Annotated in this window: 18 protein-coding genes; 17 read left to right on the top strand and 1 reads right to left on the bottom strand. The window is 58.1% G+C overall.

Translation table 11 applies throughout. From position 1 onward, the window contains the following. The first annotated feature begins 17 nt into the window (after positions 1-17). Together B5F34_RS02910 and B5F34_RS02905 are read left to right on the top strand one after the other, a co-directional pair. On the top strand, positions 18-497 hold the full coding sequence (locus B5F34_RS02910) for a hypothetical protein (protein WP_087334879.1): 480 nt from the start codon (positions 18-20) through the stop codon (positions 495-497). Then, positions 497-1,327 (top strand): phosphoribosyltransferase family protein, encoded by an 831-nt coding sequence (locus tag B5F34_RS02905; protein ID WP_087334877.1) that lies wholly within the window; start codon positions 497-499, stop codon positions 1,325-1,327. Before B5F34_RS02910 ends, B5F34_RS02905 begins: the two co-directional genes overlap by 1 nt. Before the next feature lie 3 nt (positions 1,328-1,330). Here B5F34_RS02905 and B5F34_RS02900 read toward each other — a convergent pair whose 3' ends face one another. Beyond that, positions 1,331-1,996, bottom strand: coding sequence for a M23 family metallopeptidase (locus B5F34_RS02900; RefSeq protein ID WP_087335159.1), 666 nt, complete (start codon positions 1,994-1,996; stop codon positions 1,331-1,333). Positions 1,997-2,217: 221 nt separating this feature from the next. Here B5F34_RS02900 and B5F34_RS02895 point away from each other — a divergent pair, with 221 nt between their 5' ends. The 15 genes from B5F34_RS02895 to B5F34_RS02825 all read left to right on the top strand — a co-directional run bounded on the left by B5F34_RS02895 (position 2,218) and on the right by B5F34_RS02825 (position 16,447). Beyond that, positions 2,218-2,976, top strand: a complete 759-nt coding sequence (locus tag B5F34_RS02895) for a DUF4099 domain-containing protein (protein WP_087334875.1) — start codon at positions 2,218-2,220, stop codon at positions 2,974-2,976. Positions 2,977-2,996: 20 nt separating this feature from the next. Then, entirely contained in the window at positions 2,997-3,221 is a 225-nt protein-coding gene (locus B5F34_RS02890; protein ID WP_087334873.1) for a hypothetical protein, read from the top strand. 31 nt (positions 3,222-3,252) lie between these two features. After that, entirely contained in the window at positions 3,253-4,815 is a 1,563-nt protein-coding gene (locus B5F34_RS02885; RefSeq protein ID WP_087334871.1) for a hypothetical protein, read from the top strand. Between the two features lie 4 nt (positions 4,816-4,819). Next, positions 4,820-6,208 carry a toprim domain-containing protein gene (locus B5F34_RS02880; protein WP_087334869.1) on the top strand — a complete coding sequence of 463 codons (1,389 nt, stop codon included), beginning with the start codon at positions 4,820-4,822 and terminating at the stop codon, positions 6,206-6,208. Next, complete coding sequence (locus B5F34_RS02875) at positions 6,205-6,702, top strand: PH domain-containing protein (RefSeq protein ID WP_087334867.1); 498 nt, start codon at positions 6,205-6,207, stop codon at positions 6,700-6,702. The genes B5F34_RS02880 and B5F34_RS02875 overlap by 4 nt, the downstream gene beginning before the upstream one ends. Then, the gene (locus B5F34_RS02870; protein ID WP_087334865.1) at positions 6,683-7,378 is read left to right on the top strand and encodes a hypothetical protein; all 696 of its coding nucleotides are present in this window, start codon (positions 6,683-6,685) and stop codon (positions 7,376-7,378) included. Before B5F34_RS02875 ends, B5F34_RS02870 begins: the two co-directional genes overlap by 20 nt. A 14-nt stretch (positions 7,379-7,392) precedes the next feature. Next, positions 7,393-8,082: a hypothetical protein gene (locus B5F34_RS02865; RefSeq protein ID WP_087335157.1), complete on the top strand. Its 690-nt coding sequence runs from the start codon at positions 7,393-7,395 to the stop codon at positions 8,080-8,082. A gap of 15 nt (positions 8,083-8,097) precedes the next feature. Further along, positions 8,098-8,763, top strand: a complete 666-nt coding sequence (locus B5F34_RS02860; protein WP_087334863.1) for a hypothetical protein — start codon at positions 8,098-8,100, stop codon at positions 8,761-8,763. Positions 8,764-8,783: 20 nt separating this feature from the next. Beyond that, complete coding sequence (locus tag B5F34_RS02855) at positions 8,784-9,608, top strand: M23 family metallopeptidase (RefSeq protein WP_087334860.1); 825 nt, start codon at positions 8,784-8,786, stop codon at positions 9,606-9,608. 23 nt (positions 9,609-9,631) lie between these two features. Next, a complete protein-coding gene (locus B5F34_RS02850; protein ID WP_087335155.1) occupies positions 9,632-9,916 on the top strand; it encodes a hypothetical protein in 285 nt (94 codons plus the stop codon). A gap of 7 nt (positions 9,917-9,923) precedes the next feature. Continuing rightward, complete coding sequence (locus B5F34_RS02845; RefSeq protein WP_087334858.1) at positions 9,924-11,720, top strand: hypothetical protein; 1,797 nt, start codon at positions 9,924-9,926, stop codon at positions 11,718-11,720. A gap of 24 nt (positions 11,721-11,744) precedes the next feature. Then, positions 11,745-14,048 (top strand): ArdC-like ssDNA-binding domain-containing protein, encoded by a 2,304-nt coding sequence (locus B5F34_RS02840; protein WP_087334856.1) that lies wholly within the window; start codon positions 11,745-11,747, stop codon positions 14,046-14,048. A gap of 4 nt (positions 14,049-14,052) precedes the next feature. Beyond that, positions 14,053-15,564 (top strand): glucosaminidase domain-containing protein, encoded by a 1,512-nt coding sequence (locus B5F34_RS02835; protein ID WP_087334854.1) that lies wholly within the window; start codon positions 14,053-14,055, stop codon positions 15,562-15,564. 22 nt (positions 15,565-15,586) lie between these two features. Further along, positions 15,587-15,748: a hypothetical protein gene (locus B5F34_RS17520; protein ID WP_162609275.1), complete on the top strand. Its 162-nt coding sequence runs from the start codon at positions 15,587-15,589 to the stop codon at positions 15,746-15,748. 81 nt (positions 15,749-15,829) lie between these two features. Beyond that, positions 15,830-16,447 carry a hypothetical protein gene (locus B5F34_RS02825; protein ID WP_087334852.1) on the top strand — a complete coding sequence of 206 codons (618 nt, stop codon included), beginning with the start codon at positions 15,830-15,832 and terminating at the stop codon, positions 16,445-16,447.

The raw sequence follows: 16,447 nt of genomic DNA, 5'->3' as shown, positions 1-16,447 counted from the left end.
CAAACATTATCCATATTATGAAATTGAAAGAGCTGGACAAATATTATACTTTCCATTTGACATCACATATTGATGTTTGCAAATTAGATAAAGACCCTTCTCTGTCTGTGTGCAGATGCACTGTATTTCCTAAATTCTTTATGACGTATGAAGAATTAGTAGAGAACGTGTTCGGTGTAGATAATGCGACAAGAAAACGCTTTAGAGGTCAATTTAAGTCTTTCTTGAAGGATTTGCAATGTTCCCACTCGATATATGCAAACGACAAAAGGACGGACACAATTACCGAGGTTTCAGAAATCACAACTAAATTGGTTATAGACCTGACAGAGAAATGCGCAGTCAATTTGTTTATACCTGATTTAAGGGTTATAATGATCGGGCACGATGATTTTGGATTTATCTTCGTGACAGACATTAAAAACCCAGATGTGAGTTATATTTCAGACAAGTTAGAACAATACGTTCTTTATTTTGTGAAACCAGAAAAATTATAATGGAACCGAGACTGGTGTTTCTGATACTGATCGGCATAGCAATAGGCTTGTCCTGTCTGGCCGGTTACTGGCGGAAGAAAGCCGGGGAAGCCGCTTTTGCCGCCGCTCTGCTCGCCGACAAAGCCGAGGAGCGTGACCGCCACTGCCGTCTGGCTGTGCTGGCCGGGCACAGGGACGCCTGCCGTATGTTCTGCTTCGCCCATCCCGACTTTTACGAGGACAGGCATCCGCTCAAGCCTTTCCGTTTCCGGGGCATCAGCGTGACATTCTACGGCCATTATTATCCGTCGCGGTACAAAAGGCTGCTCAGCGAGGAACAGCGCGTGTTCTGCCGCTCCCTCTATGCCTTCAAGGAGGGAGAGAATAACGGCATCGACTTCTTCAAGGCTTGCCTGGCCGCCCTGCCGGTGGACACCGCTTCCTGTCATGTCATGTTCATGCCGTGCAGCAACTGGATAAAGTACGGCCGGCGGTTCAAGCGGCTTGACTGGTACATCACGACCCACCGGAAGGAACTCACCTCGGGGCTGCAGGATGTCGATGTGCACAGTGAACGCGAGAGCCTGCACGAGTGCAAGGGCAGCGAGCGCATCCTTGAAAGGAACTACAGCATCACAGGAGACATCAGGGGAAAAAGAATCATCATCGTGGACGACGTGTTCACGAGCGGCCAGAGCCTTACCGACTACAAGGAAGAGATAGAACGGTGCGGCGGCGAGGTGGTGGCCGCCATCTTCTATGGAAAGACCGTCACGGTTCCGCCGCTGTTCCTGATAAAAGCCCATGTGTGGGGCGGACATATTGTCCACGCCATCACGCACGAGGCATAAGTCCTACGGCATTCCCGCCAACGCCGCCACGCATTTCTCCTTCGTGGCCTTGATGTAATCGAAAATCTCCGCCGGATCCACGGTTTTTCCGTTGCGCCTGCAGGTGATGTGCAGGTGCTCTCCGGTGCTGCGTCCCGTGGAGCCGGTGATGCCGACCGCATCCCCCGGACGGACGGCCTTTCCCTTGCCGACCAGAATCCGTGAAAGGTGGCAGTAGCTGACGGTGAACTCGCCGTGCCGCAGCACCACATATTTCCCCGAAGCCCTGTCCTGTCCGACCTTGAGCACCGTGCCCTCCATCATGGCCAAGGCTTCGTCGCCCCGCGCGTGCAGGTCTATGCCGTTGTGGAACCTCCTCTTTCCGGTAATCGGGTCCGTCCTGTACCCGTATGGCGAGTTGACTTTCATCCTACGGAGCGGGTAGCACACGCTCAGGTAGCGCCGCACCCATTTCTCCCTTGCCGCATCGGGTGAAGCCGGTGCGTTTTCTTCCGTGGTTTCTCCATCTTTCCAGACAGGCATTCCGGGGCGTTCTCCCATGCCAAGGTTGGTTATCTGCACGGCTTCCGGCACGGCGGCCGGGATGCCGGATGCGACAGTCATAAACTGTGCGAAAAGCGGTGCCGAGACAAGGACGGCACCTGTGGCAATCATTATCATTTTTTTCATGCGGCAAAGATAGCAAGCCCCGCCACCCCCTGAGAAAAATCGGACATCGTTTCTTGTCATAATATGATTATTTAACTGTTCAGAATATGATTTTTGCGGTAAAATCATATTCTAATCATAAAAAATACTATATTCTAAATCTTTATATTACTACATACTTGCCTGACACGATAAAATCAACCTATCTTTGCAGAGTATGATTTATAGTTTGATTTTAGAATATGAAACAAGTACGATTTGATTTGACCGAACTTCCGTTCGGAACGCTTGCCCGGTTCGGGCTCACGCAGGAAATGATAGAGGATCTTCCCATGTTCGTCCTGGAAGACATCTGTCAGGGCAGGCATTCGCCCGTGCTTCCTGTCCGTGTGACCGGCGAGAACGGCGAGACCTTTGAAAGCCGCACACGCATCGCCTTCATCCGCAGGGACGACGGCCGGGCGGACGTGGTGTTCTATCCGGTACTGAAAACCTCCCCGCTGGAGAAATACGGCGAGGCGCAGCAGAAACAGCTGCTTGAGGGCAAGGCCGTCATCGTGGACGTGGAGACATCCGACGGACGCCGCAGTAAGGCATTCGTGCAGATAGACCCGGAGACGAACCAGGTGCTTTCCGTGCCCACACCCATCATCGGGCGCAACCTTCAGGTGGCCGCAGAGGAGCTTCGCCTCGGCACGGCGGAGGTCAACAGCCTGCAGCACGGGGAGCCGCTGACCATCGTCGTGGATGACGAGCCTGTCACCGTGGGCATCGACCTCAATGCACGGACAGGCATCCGCTTCTGCCACGGCGACGGGGAGAGATGGCGCGAGCAGTCCAGGCGCGAATGGGACAAATACACTTTCGGCTGCTACGGCTGCTGGGTCATGGACGATGACGGCAACCTCAATTATGTCTCCGAGGACGACTATACCGAGGAGCTGTGGAACGAGCAGAAGAAAAGCGCCGAGCGCAACCGTGCCGCTGCGCTTCATAAATAACCCTCAGAACCGGAACGGCAATGGAACGGAATACCTATTATCCGGAGGAAATCCTCATAGAGAAAATGGAGAGCGGCGAGTACGGCTGGCTCGATTATGTCAACCATCACTCTGCGGAATGGCAGGAGGAATACCTCCGCTATTGCAGGGAGAACGGCCTTCTGGTCGGAGACGCGTCCGCAGAGTCGTTCGTCCATTTCAAGGACCGGGAGCTGGAGGCGGCCCTCGAATCCGGAGACGCATAAACCAATCACAGACAATCCAAACTTTCAGACAATGGCGATACGAAAGAACACCAACCCACGGGCGATGGACCTGCAGCCGGAGATGCGCGACATCCTGATGCGCAACGGCATGCAGGCCCATATCGTGCCTGACGGCGCAGGCTACAGCCTGGTCGTGCAGGGGCATGACTCACCCCTGCTTGCCTATCCCATCACGGAGCGGCAGATGCTGGCGCTGACCGACTGGGGAACGAACACGGCCAACAAGAAGGCCTACAACGTGTTTACCAGCATTGTCGGCAAGGACTTCTTCCTGCCCAAAGATTTCGTCCACGCGCGGAACGCCAACGGCCGTGTCGCTATGGGGCTTCACGGATACCGCATCGGCATCGGCGAATACGGGCGCACCGGCCGGATGGGGCTGCCGCCCCCGTTTCTCGGGTGGACACCCCGCCAGCAGTGGGGCTTCCACCTGCGCAGGGTCGGCGGCCAGCTGTTCTATCCCGGTCCCGTCGTCGCCGAACGCTGGGACGGACGGATGAAGCCGGGCGAACTCCAGTCCGGCGGCTACGGATTCTATTATAAAGGCGGTCAAAGGGAGATTGCGGCGCAACCTGCGGATGTCCTGCAGAACCTGCAGAGCGTCATCACCCCGCTTGTCGCCCGTGAGCGGAGCAGCGAGCCGGCCAAGCCCTACAAGGAACTGGTCAGCTCCCCCGTGTACTTCTCCAACGAGAAGTGGCAGGAATGCCTGTCCTCGCACGGCCTTATCGTGGACGCGGAGCAGCGGACGCTGACCGTGCAGTCGGAGTCCGTGGCGGCCGATTTCGTCTATGACCTGACGGCGGAAGAGACGGCGGCGCTGACCTCCAACTCCATCGAGGAACACCCGGTAGAGGAACGCATCGGGCTTATCAACAACATCATCGCAGCGGACTACCGGGACAAGGTGACGATGGAAGCCCTGGACAGCGACCGGCGCATCGGCATCGGCCTGCACCCGGAGGTGGAGGAAGACCTTGCCCGGCAGCAGCAACAGGAGCAGCAGCTCTTTGAGGGTCAGCAGCAAGGCAACCCTATAGGACAGATGGCCGAAGGCGCCGTCATCGACGGCAGGGACCTCTATTATCTCAGCGAGAACCGGGGCTGGTACCGGGAAGAACGGCACGGACGCGAGGTGGAAGTAAGCGAAATCGCCGTCCATCCGGCAGAGACCGAGGGCAAGTACAGGATGACCGCCGTCATCGACGGGCAGACCGTCAGCCACGAGATCAGCCAGAAGGACTATGACAAGTTCCTCGCCATTGATGACTTCCACCGCATGAAGCTCTTCTCGAAGATATTCAGCGAGGTGGACATGAAGATGCGTCCCGAAGCCCGGAAGAGTCTCGGCGTGAAGATATTCGCCGCCCTGACAGCCGGAGCCGTCGTCACGGCCGGCGTCGTGCACGGGATGAACCACTGCCACCATGCGCCGGAGTTCTACGGCGAACGGTTCGGCGGTCCTCCCAGACCTTATTTCAAGCCCGGAGTGGACACGCCGCGTGATGTGGCGATACGCAACTTCGAGGCCGAGATGAACCGGGAGATAAGCGACATGCGTATGGGGAGGTAGGCCTATGAACGAAAACGAACTGACATACGATGACTTTCTGCAACGCCTGACCATACAGGACGTGCTCATCGACGCGGGCTACCGGCTGAACAGGCGGGACGGCCTGCGTTATCTGTCATACGTCCGGACAGACAGCGACGGCCGGCGTGTGCGCGGCGACAAGTTCCTCGTCACGCCCAAAGGCCAGTGCTGCTTCCAGCCGCCCCTCCTGAGACTGTACAACATCATCTCCTTCATCAAGGAACATCCGCAGTTCTTTGCGGAATACCGGGCGGGCATGTCCGGCGACCGGCTGGTGAACCTCGTGTGCAACCGGCTGCTGAACCATCCCATCCCTGACAGGGAGACACGCATCATACAACCCAGGCGGGACACCAGGCCCTTCAACATAGAGGACTATGACATCCACCGGTTCGACCCGCAGGACAGGGAGACACAGAAGAAATTCTACTTTTTCTTCAAGCACCGGGGCATCGACCTGTACACCCAATATGCCTTTCACCGGGATTTCTGTCTGGCGACCCGGCACCGGCCGGACGGCCTGAGCTACACCAACCTTGCCTTTCCGCTCCGCCTGCCCAGGGACACGGACAAGATTGTCGGATTCGAGGAACGCGGCCGTGCCCGGATGGACGGGAGCGGCAGCTACAAGGGCAAGGCCGAGGGAAGCAATTCGAGTGCGGGGCTGTGGATCGGCAGTCCTGCCGGGACAGCCCTGAGAGATGCCACCCATGTATTCTGGTTCGAAAGCGGCTATGACGCCATGTCCTACTACCAGCTGCACCAGAAGGACAACAGGGACTTGTGGAAGGCCGTATTCGTCTCCACCGGCGGGACACCGACCGTGGAGCAGATGCGAGGCGTAATCGCCTGTTCCCGTTCCGCCCGGCAGCATATCTGTTTCGACACCGATACGGCGGGCCGGGAGTTCACCGACAATCTCAAAAAAGAGATCCACCGGACGGTCAAGTCCGGCATAGAGCCCACGCCGGAGCGGAAAGCCTACCTCGGTTCCATACCCGCCGGAGGCGGCATTGACAGCGGCGATACCGACCTGCTGCCTGACGCCTTGCGGTCCAGTTATGGCAAGTACGAGGCCGCATGGGAGGAAGTCATGTCCATGCGGTCGAGCGGGCTGTGCCATCCCGATGACATACGGGAACAGGAAAAACTGATGAACAGCCATTACAGGGATTTCCGGAATGGGCTGCGGGATTTTCTCGGTCTGGACGAAAAGGATGACACCCGGTTCGTGCGGGAAGAGCCGAAAGCCCCCTGCAAGGACTGGAACGACGAGCTGCTGGCAGTCATAAGAAAGGAAGCGGCCGCCCGCGAGAACCGACCCAGAGAAGAAGAAACCGAACAGGAACGAAGAACAGGCTACCACCGATGAGAACGGCATCAGACATATCGCAACCGGAAAGTCTCGTGCTGAGACCGCACAGGATGCAGTTCGTCCTCGACGAGCTGCCGGCCCTTGCCGTGTGCTGTGCCGGAGGCATCTACGGAGGCTTGGAGGACATGCCCTTTCCCATTGCGGGCGTAGCCGTCTTCCTCTGCCTGTCGCTTGTCCTACTGTACCGCTTCCTCTGCCTGTGCAGGATACGCTACCGCATCGGCAGCGAGCAGCTTGTCTGCGAACGAGGGCTGCTTGTCCGCAAGGTGGACTACATGGAGCTCTACCGTGTCGTGGACTTCCAGGAGCACCAGAGCCTGATGCAGCAGCTCTGCGGACTGAAGACGGTGCGCATCTTCTCGACGGACCGTAACACGCCCCGGCTCGACCTTACAGGCATGAGGCGGAAAGACGACATCGTGCCGCTCATCCGGAGCCGGGTGGAATACAACAAACGAAAAAAGGGAATATATGAAATCACGAACCATTAGCATCAGCCTTGCCGCCGTGCTCACATTCCTGCTGCCGCAGCTTGCGCAGGCGCAGATAGCGGCCTCCAACCCGCTGGAATGGGTGGCCCTTGCCGAAGGGAACGAGCTTATAAACGGCCAGATTGACAAACAGATAAAGGGACAGACCCAGACGGCTGCGCTGCAGAACAGCATCGCTGCGGAGTTCAACCGGATACACCAGTGGGAGAAGGAATACAACAGCTACCTCAAGACGGCCAGCGGCTACGCCTCCTCGCTGAAAGCCTGCACGCACCTGTACAACGACGGCGTGAGGATATTCCTCACCCTCGGCAAATTAGGCAAGGCCGTCAAGGACAACCCGCAGGGCATCATCGCCGGCATGAGCATGAACAACCTCTATATCGAGACGGCGACGGAGCTGGTCTCCGTATTCTCGCTGCTGAACGACGCCGTGGCGAAAGGCGGCACGGAAAACATGCTGACAGGAGCCGAGCGCAGCAAGACCCTGTGGGCGCTGAATGACAAGCTGTCGGCCTTCAGCCGGAAACTGCACCTGCTCTACCTGAGCATACGGTACTATACGCTGAACGATGTGTGGAACAACGTGACGGCCGGGATGCTGGACCGCGACAACGGGGAGATGGCACGGCTGGCCATGAACCGCTGGCGGCGTGCGGCCGCACTCGTGCATTGATGAAAGGAGGAACGATGGACAGGCTGACGATTCTAATGACATGTATCCTGCTGCTGTGCGCCGGCACCCTGAAAGTCCGGGCGCAGAACGACCCCGTGCTGGCAGGGATGATCCTGCTCTACACCGACAAGGCGCAGAAGGAGTTGAAAAGCCAGGAGAAGGTGATGCTGCTGCAGACCACCGGCCACATCTGGACAAAGGAAGAGATAGAGGGCACCACCGACCTTCAGCGGGAGTTCAACGACTATCTGGACTCGTTCCGCTCGATTGTCTGCTATGCCGCCCAGACCTACGGCTTCTACCATGAGATAAGCCGGCTGACGGACAACCTGGGCGACTTCTCGCAGCAGCTTGCAAGGCATCCGGCCAACGCCCTTGCCGTCGCCCTCTCGACGCGCAGGAACAAGATATACCGGGAGCTGATACTCGGCAGCGTGGAAATCGTGAACGACATCCGTACCGCCTGCCTGTCGGACAACAAGATGACGGAGAAAGAGCGGATGGAGGTCGTGTTCGGCATCCGTCCGAAACTCCAGCTGATGAACAGGAAACTGCAACGCCTGACCATAGCGGTGAAATACACCACGATGGGCGACATCTGGATAGAGATTGACGGCGGCTCGGTCCCCGTAGCGGACAAGCGCGACATCGTGGAAGCCGCCCAACGCAGATGGAGGCAGAACGGAAGGAAAGTAAGACCTTAAATATATAGAACAGATATGGGATTCTGGGACGCATTATTGAAAGCAGGCGGCAAGGCCGCCAAGAACACGGGCAAGGCCGCCGCAGCCACCGGAAGGAGCGCGGGCCAGGCCGTGCTGCATCCCTCGCAGACCCTGCGCGGAGCGGGTCAGGCGATGAAGACCGCCGCCATAGGCAGTGCGGCCGGTTATGTGGCATGGGAGAAGCTGACCACGGACAAGAGCGTGGCGAGGATCGTGGGCGATACCGTCATCGGCGAGTCGGCCACGGATGCCCTTGCCGGCACGACGGAGGACATCCGTGAACTGAAAGGCAAGGCCGGGGAAGCGGCCGACGCCGTGAGCGGCGCTGCAGCAAGCATCGGCTCCAGCCTGAACGGAGTGTCGAACTTCATAGGCCAGGCCACCGGAGGCGGACTCGGGGACCTGATCGGCGGATTCTTCAGCAACCTCGGACGCGGCAACGTGTCCGGACTGAGCATAGCGGGGCTTGTCGCCGCCGCCTTCCTGGTCTTCGGGCGTACCGGCTGGCTCGGCAAGATAGCCGGGCTGTTCCTGGGCATGATGCTCATCGGCAACAACGCCGGGCTTGTCCGCACGGAAGTGCCGGAGACCGGACAGAGAAATTCCGCGCAGGACCTTTCCCCGGAGAGACAGGCCCAGGGCGGAGGCATGAGAAGATAGGACATCAAACACAGAAGAAAATGAAATATACAGAAGAAATGATACTGCACTCCGAGAGCGGCTACTGTATGCCTTTCGCGGAACCTGACGGCAGGGACGTGAGCCTGTCGCTCGGCTACGGCGAGCAGACCCACCCGGAGAGCGGCGAGAAGTTTTTCCACCACGGCATCGACTTCGGCGTGCGGCGTTACCTGCTGTCCGCCGTGGCCAGCGGTGTCGTGTCGGGCGTATGCAACGACCCCACGCACGGCATCTGCCAGACCATCCGCTACGGACAATATGAAGTGACCTACGGACACCTGTCCACTGTCTTCGCCCAGTTCGGCAGGCCGGTGAAGGCCGGTCAGACCGTGGCGATGAGCGGCGACCTGCTGCATGTAGGGGTCCGGTTCAAGGGCGAGGAAATGGACCCGCTTGAGTTCCTCGCCATGCTGTACGGCAACATCAAGGCGATGCAGGAGGCGGGCGGCGACAGAGCCGGCGGCTTCTACGATGCCGCTCCGCAGACCGACTACGAGCAGGACAGGGAGGAGATAGAACGGCTGATGTTCCGTTTCCTGCCGCTCTACATGGATGACCTGCGGCTGGGAAGATACACGGTTCCCGAACATACGGAGCAGTCGCTGCGCAACATCTTCACCACAGGCGCGATGAAGGAGTATTTCTACGAGCGTATGCCGAGCATGGCGAACCCCCTCGGACTGGGACAGAAGGCGCTGCCTCTGGTGTGCAAGGTTCAGAACCTGCTGATAGCGGACTTCCTGAACTACCTTGCCCTGCGCCACGAGGTGTACCTCTCGACAACGGGCGGAGACTTAAAAAAAAACTTCGTGCCGAAGCAGTAGCCTCCGGCGGCATCATCGACCCGCTGGCGGAACTGGACATCGACATCCAGAGCTTCGACATACCGAGGGCGGTCACCGTCTATCCCGACCGTGCCGGCATCCGGTGGTGGACCAAAGCCTGGTTCAACAACCGGGAGGAAGGCGAAGCCTCCGTGGAGATCGGGCGGACACAGGCCGTGGACTTCATCCAGGACCGCATCGAAAAGGACGCATGGCTCGAAGCGTTCTTCCCCAAACAGATGGAGGTGTACCGCAACGCCATCGAACAGACAAAGGAACAGTTACTGAAACAGGTGAACTTGATATGACAACATAATGGAAGGAATAAAGCATAGCAGACAGTTTGCGGAGACGGAATCCCTCATGGACAACTATTTCGTCTGCCACATTGCCCCTGTCATGAAACAGACGCAGGCGTACCTGAACGAGAAACAGGGCGAGGAGATGATGGAATACTCCACCTCCCTCGGCGGCGTGCTCAGCATGATGGCGACGGCGGGCCAGCCGCTGGGCGACCCCTACCAGACCCTCAAGGTCACGGGGGAATGGAACTCGAAAACCACCGAGGACTACATCGCGATGTGCCGGGAGAGAATCGTCTCGTCCGAAGAGATGCAGCAGGATCTTGCCTGCATCGCCGGACAGTGGCGTCGTGCCGCCGTGCAGGAAATCGGCAGGGAGCGTTATGACGAGCTCTCGGAGAAACTGGGGTGCGACCTTGCCTATGCCTATGTGGACTACCGCATGGAGCAGCTGATGATAGACAGGCTGGTCAGGGAACGGATGCCCAAATCGTCCGCAGAATACATCATCCGCAAGGCGGCGGAGTCGAGCCTGCTGGGTCTGCCGCAGGTGCTGGGCCGTTCGCCGCTTGCCGAGGAGATAGAAGCCCGCGGCGAGGCCGCCTACCGTCCGGGCAAGGCGGAGAAAGGCGCTGCCTGGGCATTGGGAGCTACTGCGGATACCGTCATGCTGGGCGGCGCAGGGTCGTGGGCGACATTCGCCAAGTTCATCGGGGCGGACGCCGCCGTCTCCACCGTCGTCGGGTATCTCGAAAAGGACAAGCCGGAAGGCCCCACAGTGGAAGCGTGCATCAGCAAGGGCGTGTTCGGCATCGACGGCAATGTCTTCGACACTTTCCGGAAGGAAGCCGCCGCCATCCCTCCCAAAGAAAACGGCGCCCTTGCCGAAGCGAATAATGTACTGCACAAGAAAATACCCGTGTGCGAGTTCGATTTCACGGAATGGATGCAGGTGGGAAACACGCAATGGTGGCCCGATTTCGGGGCGTCCGTCCATGACCGGGAAGAAAAATACAAGGACGTGCCGCTGATTGTGGCCCCCGGCCAGGAAGAAGCCTACCTGCGGGAGCTGGAAAGGCAGAAAGCGGAGGAAAAAGACGGGCAGGCTGCAGTGCAGGAGGAACAGAGGGAAGAAAACAGGACGGAGCCACAGGTCCAAAGTCGCGGCGGAGAAGAAACTGCGACTGTCGGACAGGAGAATCCATCTGCATCAGCCGGCCAAAGCAACGAGAACGGCTGGGACGGGCTGCTGCGGTCGGTGGGACTGGACGGGCTGGGCGACATCACCGGCAACCTCGGCTACATCATGGCGATGCTTCCGGACATCCTGCTGGGTGCCTTCACGGGAAAGACCCAATCCCTGCGCCTGAAGGACAACCTGCTGCCGATGGCGAGCATCGTGGCGGGCCTGTTTGTCCGGAATCCGCTGCTTAAGATGCTCCTTATCGGCCTGGGCGGGGCGAACCTGCTGAACAAGGCCGGGCATGAGGCACTGGAACGCAAGCGGTCGGAAGGACTGACCGCCGGAAACCGGGAACCGGAGTACAAGCGTTATCCCGACGAACCGCTCAATCCCCGCATCGTGAACCCGACGCTGCAAGGCTGCACGCTGGTGGCCACGATAGACCGTGTGCCGTGCACCGTCCAGCTCAGTCCGGTGGTGGCCGACGCCTACAGGAAAGGCGCCCTGCCGCTGAACACGCTGGCCAACGCCGTGCTTGCCCAGAGCGACCGGCTGAACCAGATGGCTTCACAGAACTACGACAACAGCCGTCCGGAAACCGTCGTGCGCACACGGGGCATCCAATAACCGACAAAAAAAAAGCATACGGATATGAAAGAGAAATCACCCATAGAGAAAAATGCCGAGAAGAAGCAGACAGACCTGCTCTCCGAAGCCCTGAACGGAGCCTCGAACGCGAACGGGTACTGGCTGAACGCCTCCGGCAAAGGCTATCCCAAGTTCTATCCGCGCGGCGTGGCCGTCAGTCCGTTCAACGCCCTTTTCATGGGCCTGCATTCCGACAGGAACGGATGCAACTCGAACCTTTTCGTCCTCTACAACGACGCCAAGGCGATGGGCATGTCCGTCCGGGAACATGAGCGCGGTGTGCCTTTCCTTTTCTACAACTGGAACAGGTACATCAACAGGAACAATCCGGAGGAGATCATCAGCCGCACGGCCTATCTCGAACTGGACGAAAAAGAACGGAAACAGTACAAGGGCGTGCATAACCGGGAGGTACGCACCCTCTTCAACATAGACCAGACCACCCTGCCGGATGCGGACAGGGAATCCTATGCAGCCGCACTGAGGCAGTACGGCGGCACGGCGGGAAGAGGCTATACGGAAGCGGACAACCGCAAGCTGCATATCCGGTTCAATGATTTCCTGCTGAAAATGAAGGAGAACCTCGTACCTGTGCGCTACGACGGCAGCGGAATGCCCCATTACGAGACGGACAGGGATGCCGTCTATATGCCCCGCCAGCGGGATTTCGAGCATTACCACGACTACCTGCAGGAGACCCTGCGGCAGATAGTCAGTGCCACCGGGCACCAGCAGCGCCTGGCGCGGGAAGGCATGGTGATGAAAAACGGCATTCCACCCTCGGATGACGCGCTGAAACAGGAACGGCTGGTCGTGGAAGTGGCTTCGGGCATCAAGATGCTGGAACTCGGGCTGCCTGCCAGACTGTCGGAAGAAAGCCTGAAGACGGTGGAATACTGGGACCGCGAGTTTCGTGAGAACCCGCTGATGATGGCGGCGCTCGAAAGCGACGTGAACAACGCCCTTGAGGTGATCCGCAAGGCGGAACGCGGCGAGAAGATTGAATACGCCACCATCCGCAACCGGAAACAGACCTCCGACATGAGGGCGGAGCTTCCGAAACACCATGCCATTGCGGACGAGATAGCCCGTCATCCGGACAAGGACAAAAAGACCATTGTCGTGGTCAGGGACAGGGCCGCGAAAACGGCGGACGTGATCCTGCCGGCCGGCGCATCGCTGGAAGTGGACAACGAGGTGCCCGGAATGAACAAGAACCGCATCGAGAGAGCCCTGCGCAAAGAGGGATTCGGGCAGATAAAGTTCTTCAACCCGGACGGGGCGTTGGGCTTCAGACCCGACGACAGCTATTTTTCCGGCAAGGAGGTTTCCCTGGCCCGGCTGAAGAACTGGGAGATGCAGGAACTCTCCACGCTGGATGTGGCTCCTGCGGTGAAGCGGGCCAGTGAGGTCAGCTTCGACCAGGTACAGATGATACAGGACGACAAGAACCGCTGGGCACTCTACATCAAGCCGGAGAACGGGAGCGGCTACAGCGTTTATCCGGACAAAGAGGACGTGAACCGGTTCTTCTCCACGCTCAAGCAGGCGATGGACAACATCGGCAAAGTGCGCATGGAACTGGCGCACAAGTATCACGCCCTTGCGGAGACGAAACCCGACCTGAAGGTTGACCTGTTCAGTTGCGGAGTGAAGGACATCGACCTGAACCGCATCCAGCGGGTCAGCGTGTTCAAGACGAAGAAAGACGGCATCCTGTGCGCGGCGACCATCGACGGGCGCAAGCCGGAGCCGAGAGCCGTCACGCAGCAGCAGTGGCAGCGGATGTGGCTTGCCGAGGACAAGGACGGGTACAAACGGAACCTGGCCGCCTCGCTCTTTTCCGATGTGATGCGGCAAGGACAGAGGGAGGGCAATGCCGTGGAAACGGCGGCATCGGCCGACAGGGAGCCTGAACAGAGGGAACAGGTACAAAGGAATATTGTTGACACATTATCGGAAGAATTTCTTTCGTATTGTAAGGACATCAAATCAAAACAGTCTGAAACCATTGTCCTACTCAAGCATGAAGGACAATATTATGCTTATATGGACGATGCTGAAACCATTGCGCTTGAACTTAATATGAAGGTGCAGAAAGAAGACCGTCCGCCTTTTAATCCGCATAAGGTAATATCCGCTTTCGGACCGTACAGCGGAGAATCCGAACGCTGTATTTCGGAACTGGGAAAATCAAGGTTTCATATTACTGTCTTAGATACGGCCCAGAAACTCCAATCCAATATATCCGCAGACTCACGAACCGAAGATTGTGACAACGGACATCAAATAACATTCAGAAGATAGAGACATGAGCAAGAACCAAGAATACGCAGAGAAGTATGCCGAATATGCGATGGAACAGATGCGGCGGTACGGCATTCCCGCCTCCGTGACACTGGCGCAGGGCATACTTGAGAGCAGCAACGGCCAGAGCCAGCTGGCACGGAACGAGAACAACCACTTCGGCATCAAGGCCACGCCGTCATGGATTGACGAAGGCGGACGGTACGCCCTGTATTCGGACGACAGGCCAAACGAGAAGTTCTGCAGCTATGACTCCGTGGGCGACTCCTACGAGCACCACTCCCGTTTCCTGAAAGAAAACAGCCGCTATGCCGCCTGCTTCAATCTCTCGCCGGACGACTACAAGGGATGGACGGAAGGCATCGCCCGTGCCGGGTATGCCACGGGAAGCGGCTATGCCGCCAACCTGCAGAAAATCATCGAGCAGAACGGCCTTGACAGATACGACCGTCAGGTCATGCAGGAAATGGCGGCACAGGGACGGCATTTCGGCGTGGAGGAAAACCCTTTGGGAGAATCTGAAAGCGCGGCCTATTCCTTTCCGGTCGAAAGGAAGGATTTCCTTTTTGTCACCACCCCGTTCGGCGTGGACGGCCGCACGGCCAACGGCGGCGGGAAAGTCCACAAGGGACTGGACATCCGGTGTGACGGGGATGCCGTCCTCGCCACGGAAAACGGAGGCAAGGTCGTCTCCGTGAAAGGAAGCGGTGGCGGGCAGTCCGTGACCGTGGAATACAGCCGGAAGGACGGTAGCAAGGTGCAGTGTACCTATATGCACCTCGGCGAAGTCTCCGTCAAGGCCGGGGATACTGTCAAGTCCGGGCAGCAGCTCGGAAAGACGGGCGGCGAACATCTGCATTTCGGGGTAAAAAACATCTATGCGGACGGCACGCAGCGGGACATCGACCCGGCGGCGTATCTGGCGGAGATCGCCCAGAAAGGCGGCATCCGGCAGCAGGTGCTGCACAACGGCAACGACCTGCTCGCCAGATACAGGAGTGCGGAAAGCGCCAGGGACGGGAAACCGCTCACCACCGAAGGATGGATGAAAAAGCTGCTCTCCTCGGAGGACAGCGGCGTGGGCCTGTCCGGATGCAGCGATCCTGTCGTGGAGATGGCCATGACCGCCTTCACCTCCCTGATGCTGCTGGCCGTGCAGATTGACAATAAGGAGGAGGAAAGGCAGAAGGCGGAAGTGTCCGCCGCGATGGACAGCGGGAGAATCGACCTCAAGTCCCTGTTGCCGGGCATGAAAAGCTGCACCCTGACCGTCAACGAAAACGGCAAGGCCGTGCTTCATGCCGACAACGGAAACATGCAGATGTCGAGGGAGCTTTCCTCCGCCGAACTCAGCCGCCTGTCGGCCACGCTGAACAACAGTTCTCTCTCCGAAGAGACCAGGCGGATGCGCGTGAGCGGACTGCTCAACACGGTCATCCTCTCCGAGACGGCTTCCCGCAACTTCGAGATGGGAATGGAACAGCTGCAGGGACAGACAGAAGGACTGAAAAGATAGCAATGAAAATATGAAAAGCGTGATGATGCAATTATGTTTTTATGTACTCGGATTGTCCTCGTGCGTGCTGCATACCGTCATGTACCTTATGCTGTTCGGCCGGGTGGCGGCGCTTGTCATCATCGGGATACAGGTGCTGCTTGCCGCATGGATAATCTACATCCGTATCAGGGCACCCGATTAGCAAAGGGAATTTCCGGTTCAACTTCAACAAGGCCGTTTCCGCTTTCCGGTGGAAATGTCACACATCAAAAATAGACAAGCGATGATAAAATGCAATGTCACAATATGCGGCACAATCAGCCGCGACGCCTACGTCCGCACAGGCAAGGACGGCAAGGAGTTCGTAAGTTTTCCTCTCCAGGTCTCCATCCCCGGAAAGAACGGGAATGACGGGAACATGGAAGTCAGCGTCAGCAAAGACGGCGGACAGGACACCGTACATGAATACCGGTACGGCTCCCGTGCCAAGGTCACGGGCACCCTTTTGCTGAAACGCAGGGGCGAGAAGCTCTATTTCAACCTGTCGGCAGATTCCGTGGATCTTTCCGATGCCGGGAACACGGATTCCGTCAAAGGGCAGATGGTCTTCCGTGGGAAGACCGGCAAGCACATAGAGGAACGCAAGGACAAGACCGGCAAGCCGTACCTGATGTTTTCCGCATTCAGTACGGAAAAGGTCAATGACGGGTTCGAGTACCAATGGGTGCGCTTCTTCTGTTTCGGCAAGGAAAGGGAGGAATGGCTGCAGCCGGGTGTCAAGGTGGACGCGAAGGGAGAAATGTCCCTCTCCCTATACGACGGCAAGCCGGACATCTCCTGCCGTGTGGAAGAACTCAACCAGTATGTGCCGGAGGCCGGCAACGATAACGATAACAGATGA

Origin of the sequence: Mediterranea sp. An20, assembly GCF_002160055.1 — a bacterium.
GTDB classification, from domain to species: Bacteria; Bacteroidota; Bacteroidia; order Bacteroidales; family Bacteroidaceae; genus Bacteroides; species Bacteroides avicola.
Note: the sequence above shows the minus strand (reverse complement) of the source record. Positions and strands in the feature narration are given on the sequence as shown.

Excerpts from the sequence above, each read along its gene's own strand:
- B5F34_RS02865 (WP_087335157.1), top strand. The coding sequence starts at position 7,393 with ATGGACAGGCTGACGATTCTAATGACATGTATCCTGCTGCTGTGCGCC.
- B5F34_RS02910 (WP_087334879.1), top strand. The coding sequence starts at position 18 with ATGAAATTGAAAGAGCTGGACAAATATTATACTTTCCATTTGACATCA.
- B5F34_RS02855 (WP_087334860.1), top strand. The coding sequence starts at position 8,784 with ATGAAATATACAGAAGAAATGATACTGCACTCCGAGAGCGGCTACTGT.
- B5F34_RS02835 (WP_087334854.1), top strand. The coding sequence starts at position 14,053 with ATGAGCAAGAACCAAGAATACGCAGAGAAGTATGCCGAATATGCGATG.
- B5F34_RS02860 (WP_087334863.1), top strand. The coding sequence starts at position 8,098 with ATGGGATTCTGGGACGCATTATTGAAAGCAGGCGGCAAGGCCGCCAAG.
- B5F34_RS02825 (WP_087334852.1), top strand. The coding sequence starts at position 15,830 with ATGATAAAATGCAATGTCACAATATGCGGCACAATCAGCCGCGACGCC.
- B5F34_RS02880 (WP_087334869.1), top strand. The coding sequence starts at position 4,820 with ATGAACGAAAACGAACTGACATACGATGACTTTCTGCAACGCCTGACC.
- B5F34_RS02885 (WP_087334871.1), top strand. The coding sequence starts at position 3,253 with ATGGCGATACGAAAGAACACCAACCCACGGGCGATGGACCTGCAGCCG.
- B5F34_RS02895 (WP_087334875.1), top strand. The coding sequence starts at position 2,218 with ATGAAACAAGTACGATTTGATTTGACCGAACTTCCGTTCGGAACGCTT.
- B5F34_RS02890 (WP_087334873.1), top strand. The coding sequence starts at position 2,997 with ATGGAACGGAATACCTATTATCCGGAGGAAATCCTCATAGAGAAAATG.
- B5F34_RS02845 (WP_087334858.1), top strand. The coding sequence starts at position 9,924 with ATGGAAGGAATAAAGCATAGCAGACAGTTTGCGGAGACGGAATCCCTC.
- B5F34_RS02840 (WP_087334856.1), top strand. The coding sequence starts at position 11,745 with ATGAAAGAGAAATCACCCATAGAGAAAAATGCCGAGAAGAAGCAGACA.
- B5F34_RS02870 (WP_087334865.1), top strand. The coding sequence starts at position 6,683 with ATGAAATCACGAACCATTAGCATCAGCCTTGCCGCCGTGCTCACATTC.
- B5F34_RS02905 (WP_087334877.1), top strand. The coding sequence starts at position 497 with ATGGAACCGAGACTGGTGTTTCTGATACTGATCGGCATAGCAATAGGC.
- B5F34_RS02900 (WP_087335159.1), bottom strand. The coding sequence starts at position 1,996 with ATGAAAAAAATGATAATGATTGCCACAGGTGCCGTCCTTGTCTCGGCA.
- B5F34_RS02875 (WP_087334867.1), top strand. The coding sequence starts at position 6,205 with ATGAGAACGGCATCAGACATATCGCAACCGGAAAGTCTCGTGCTGAGA.
- B5F34_RS17520 (WP_162609275.1), top strand. The coding sequence starts at position 15,587 with ATGATGCAATTATGTTTTTATGTACTCGGATTGTCCTCGTGCGTGCTG.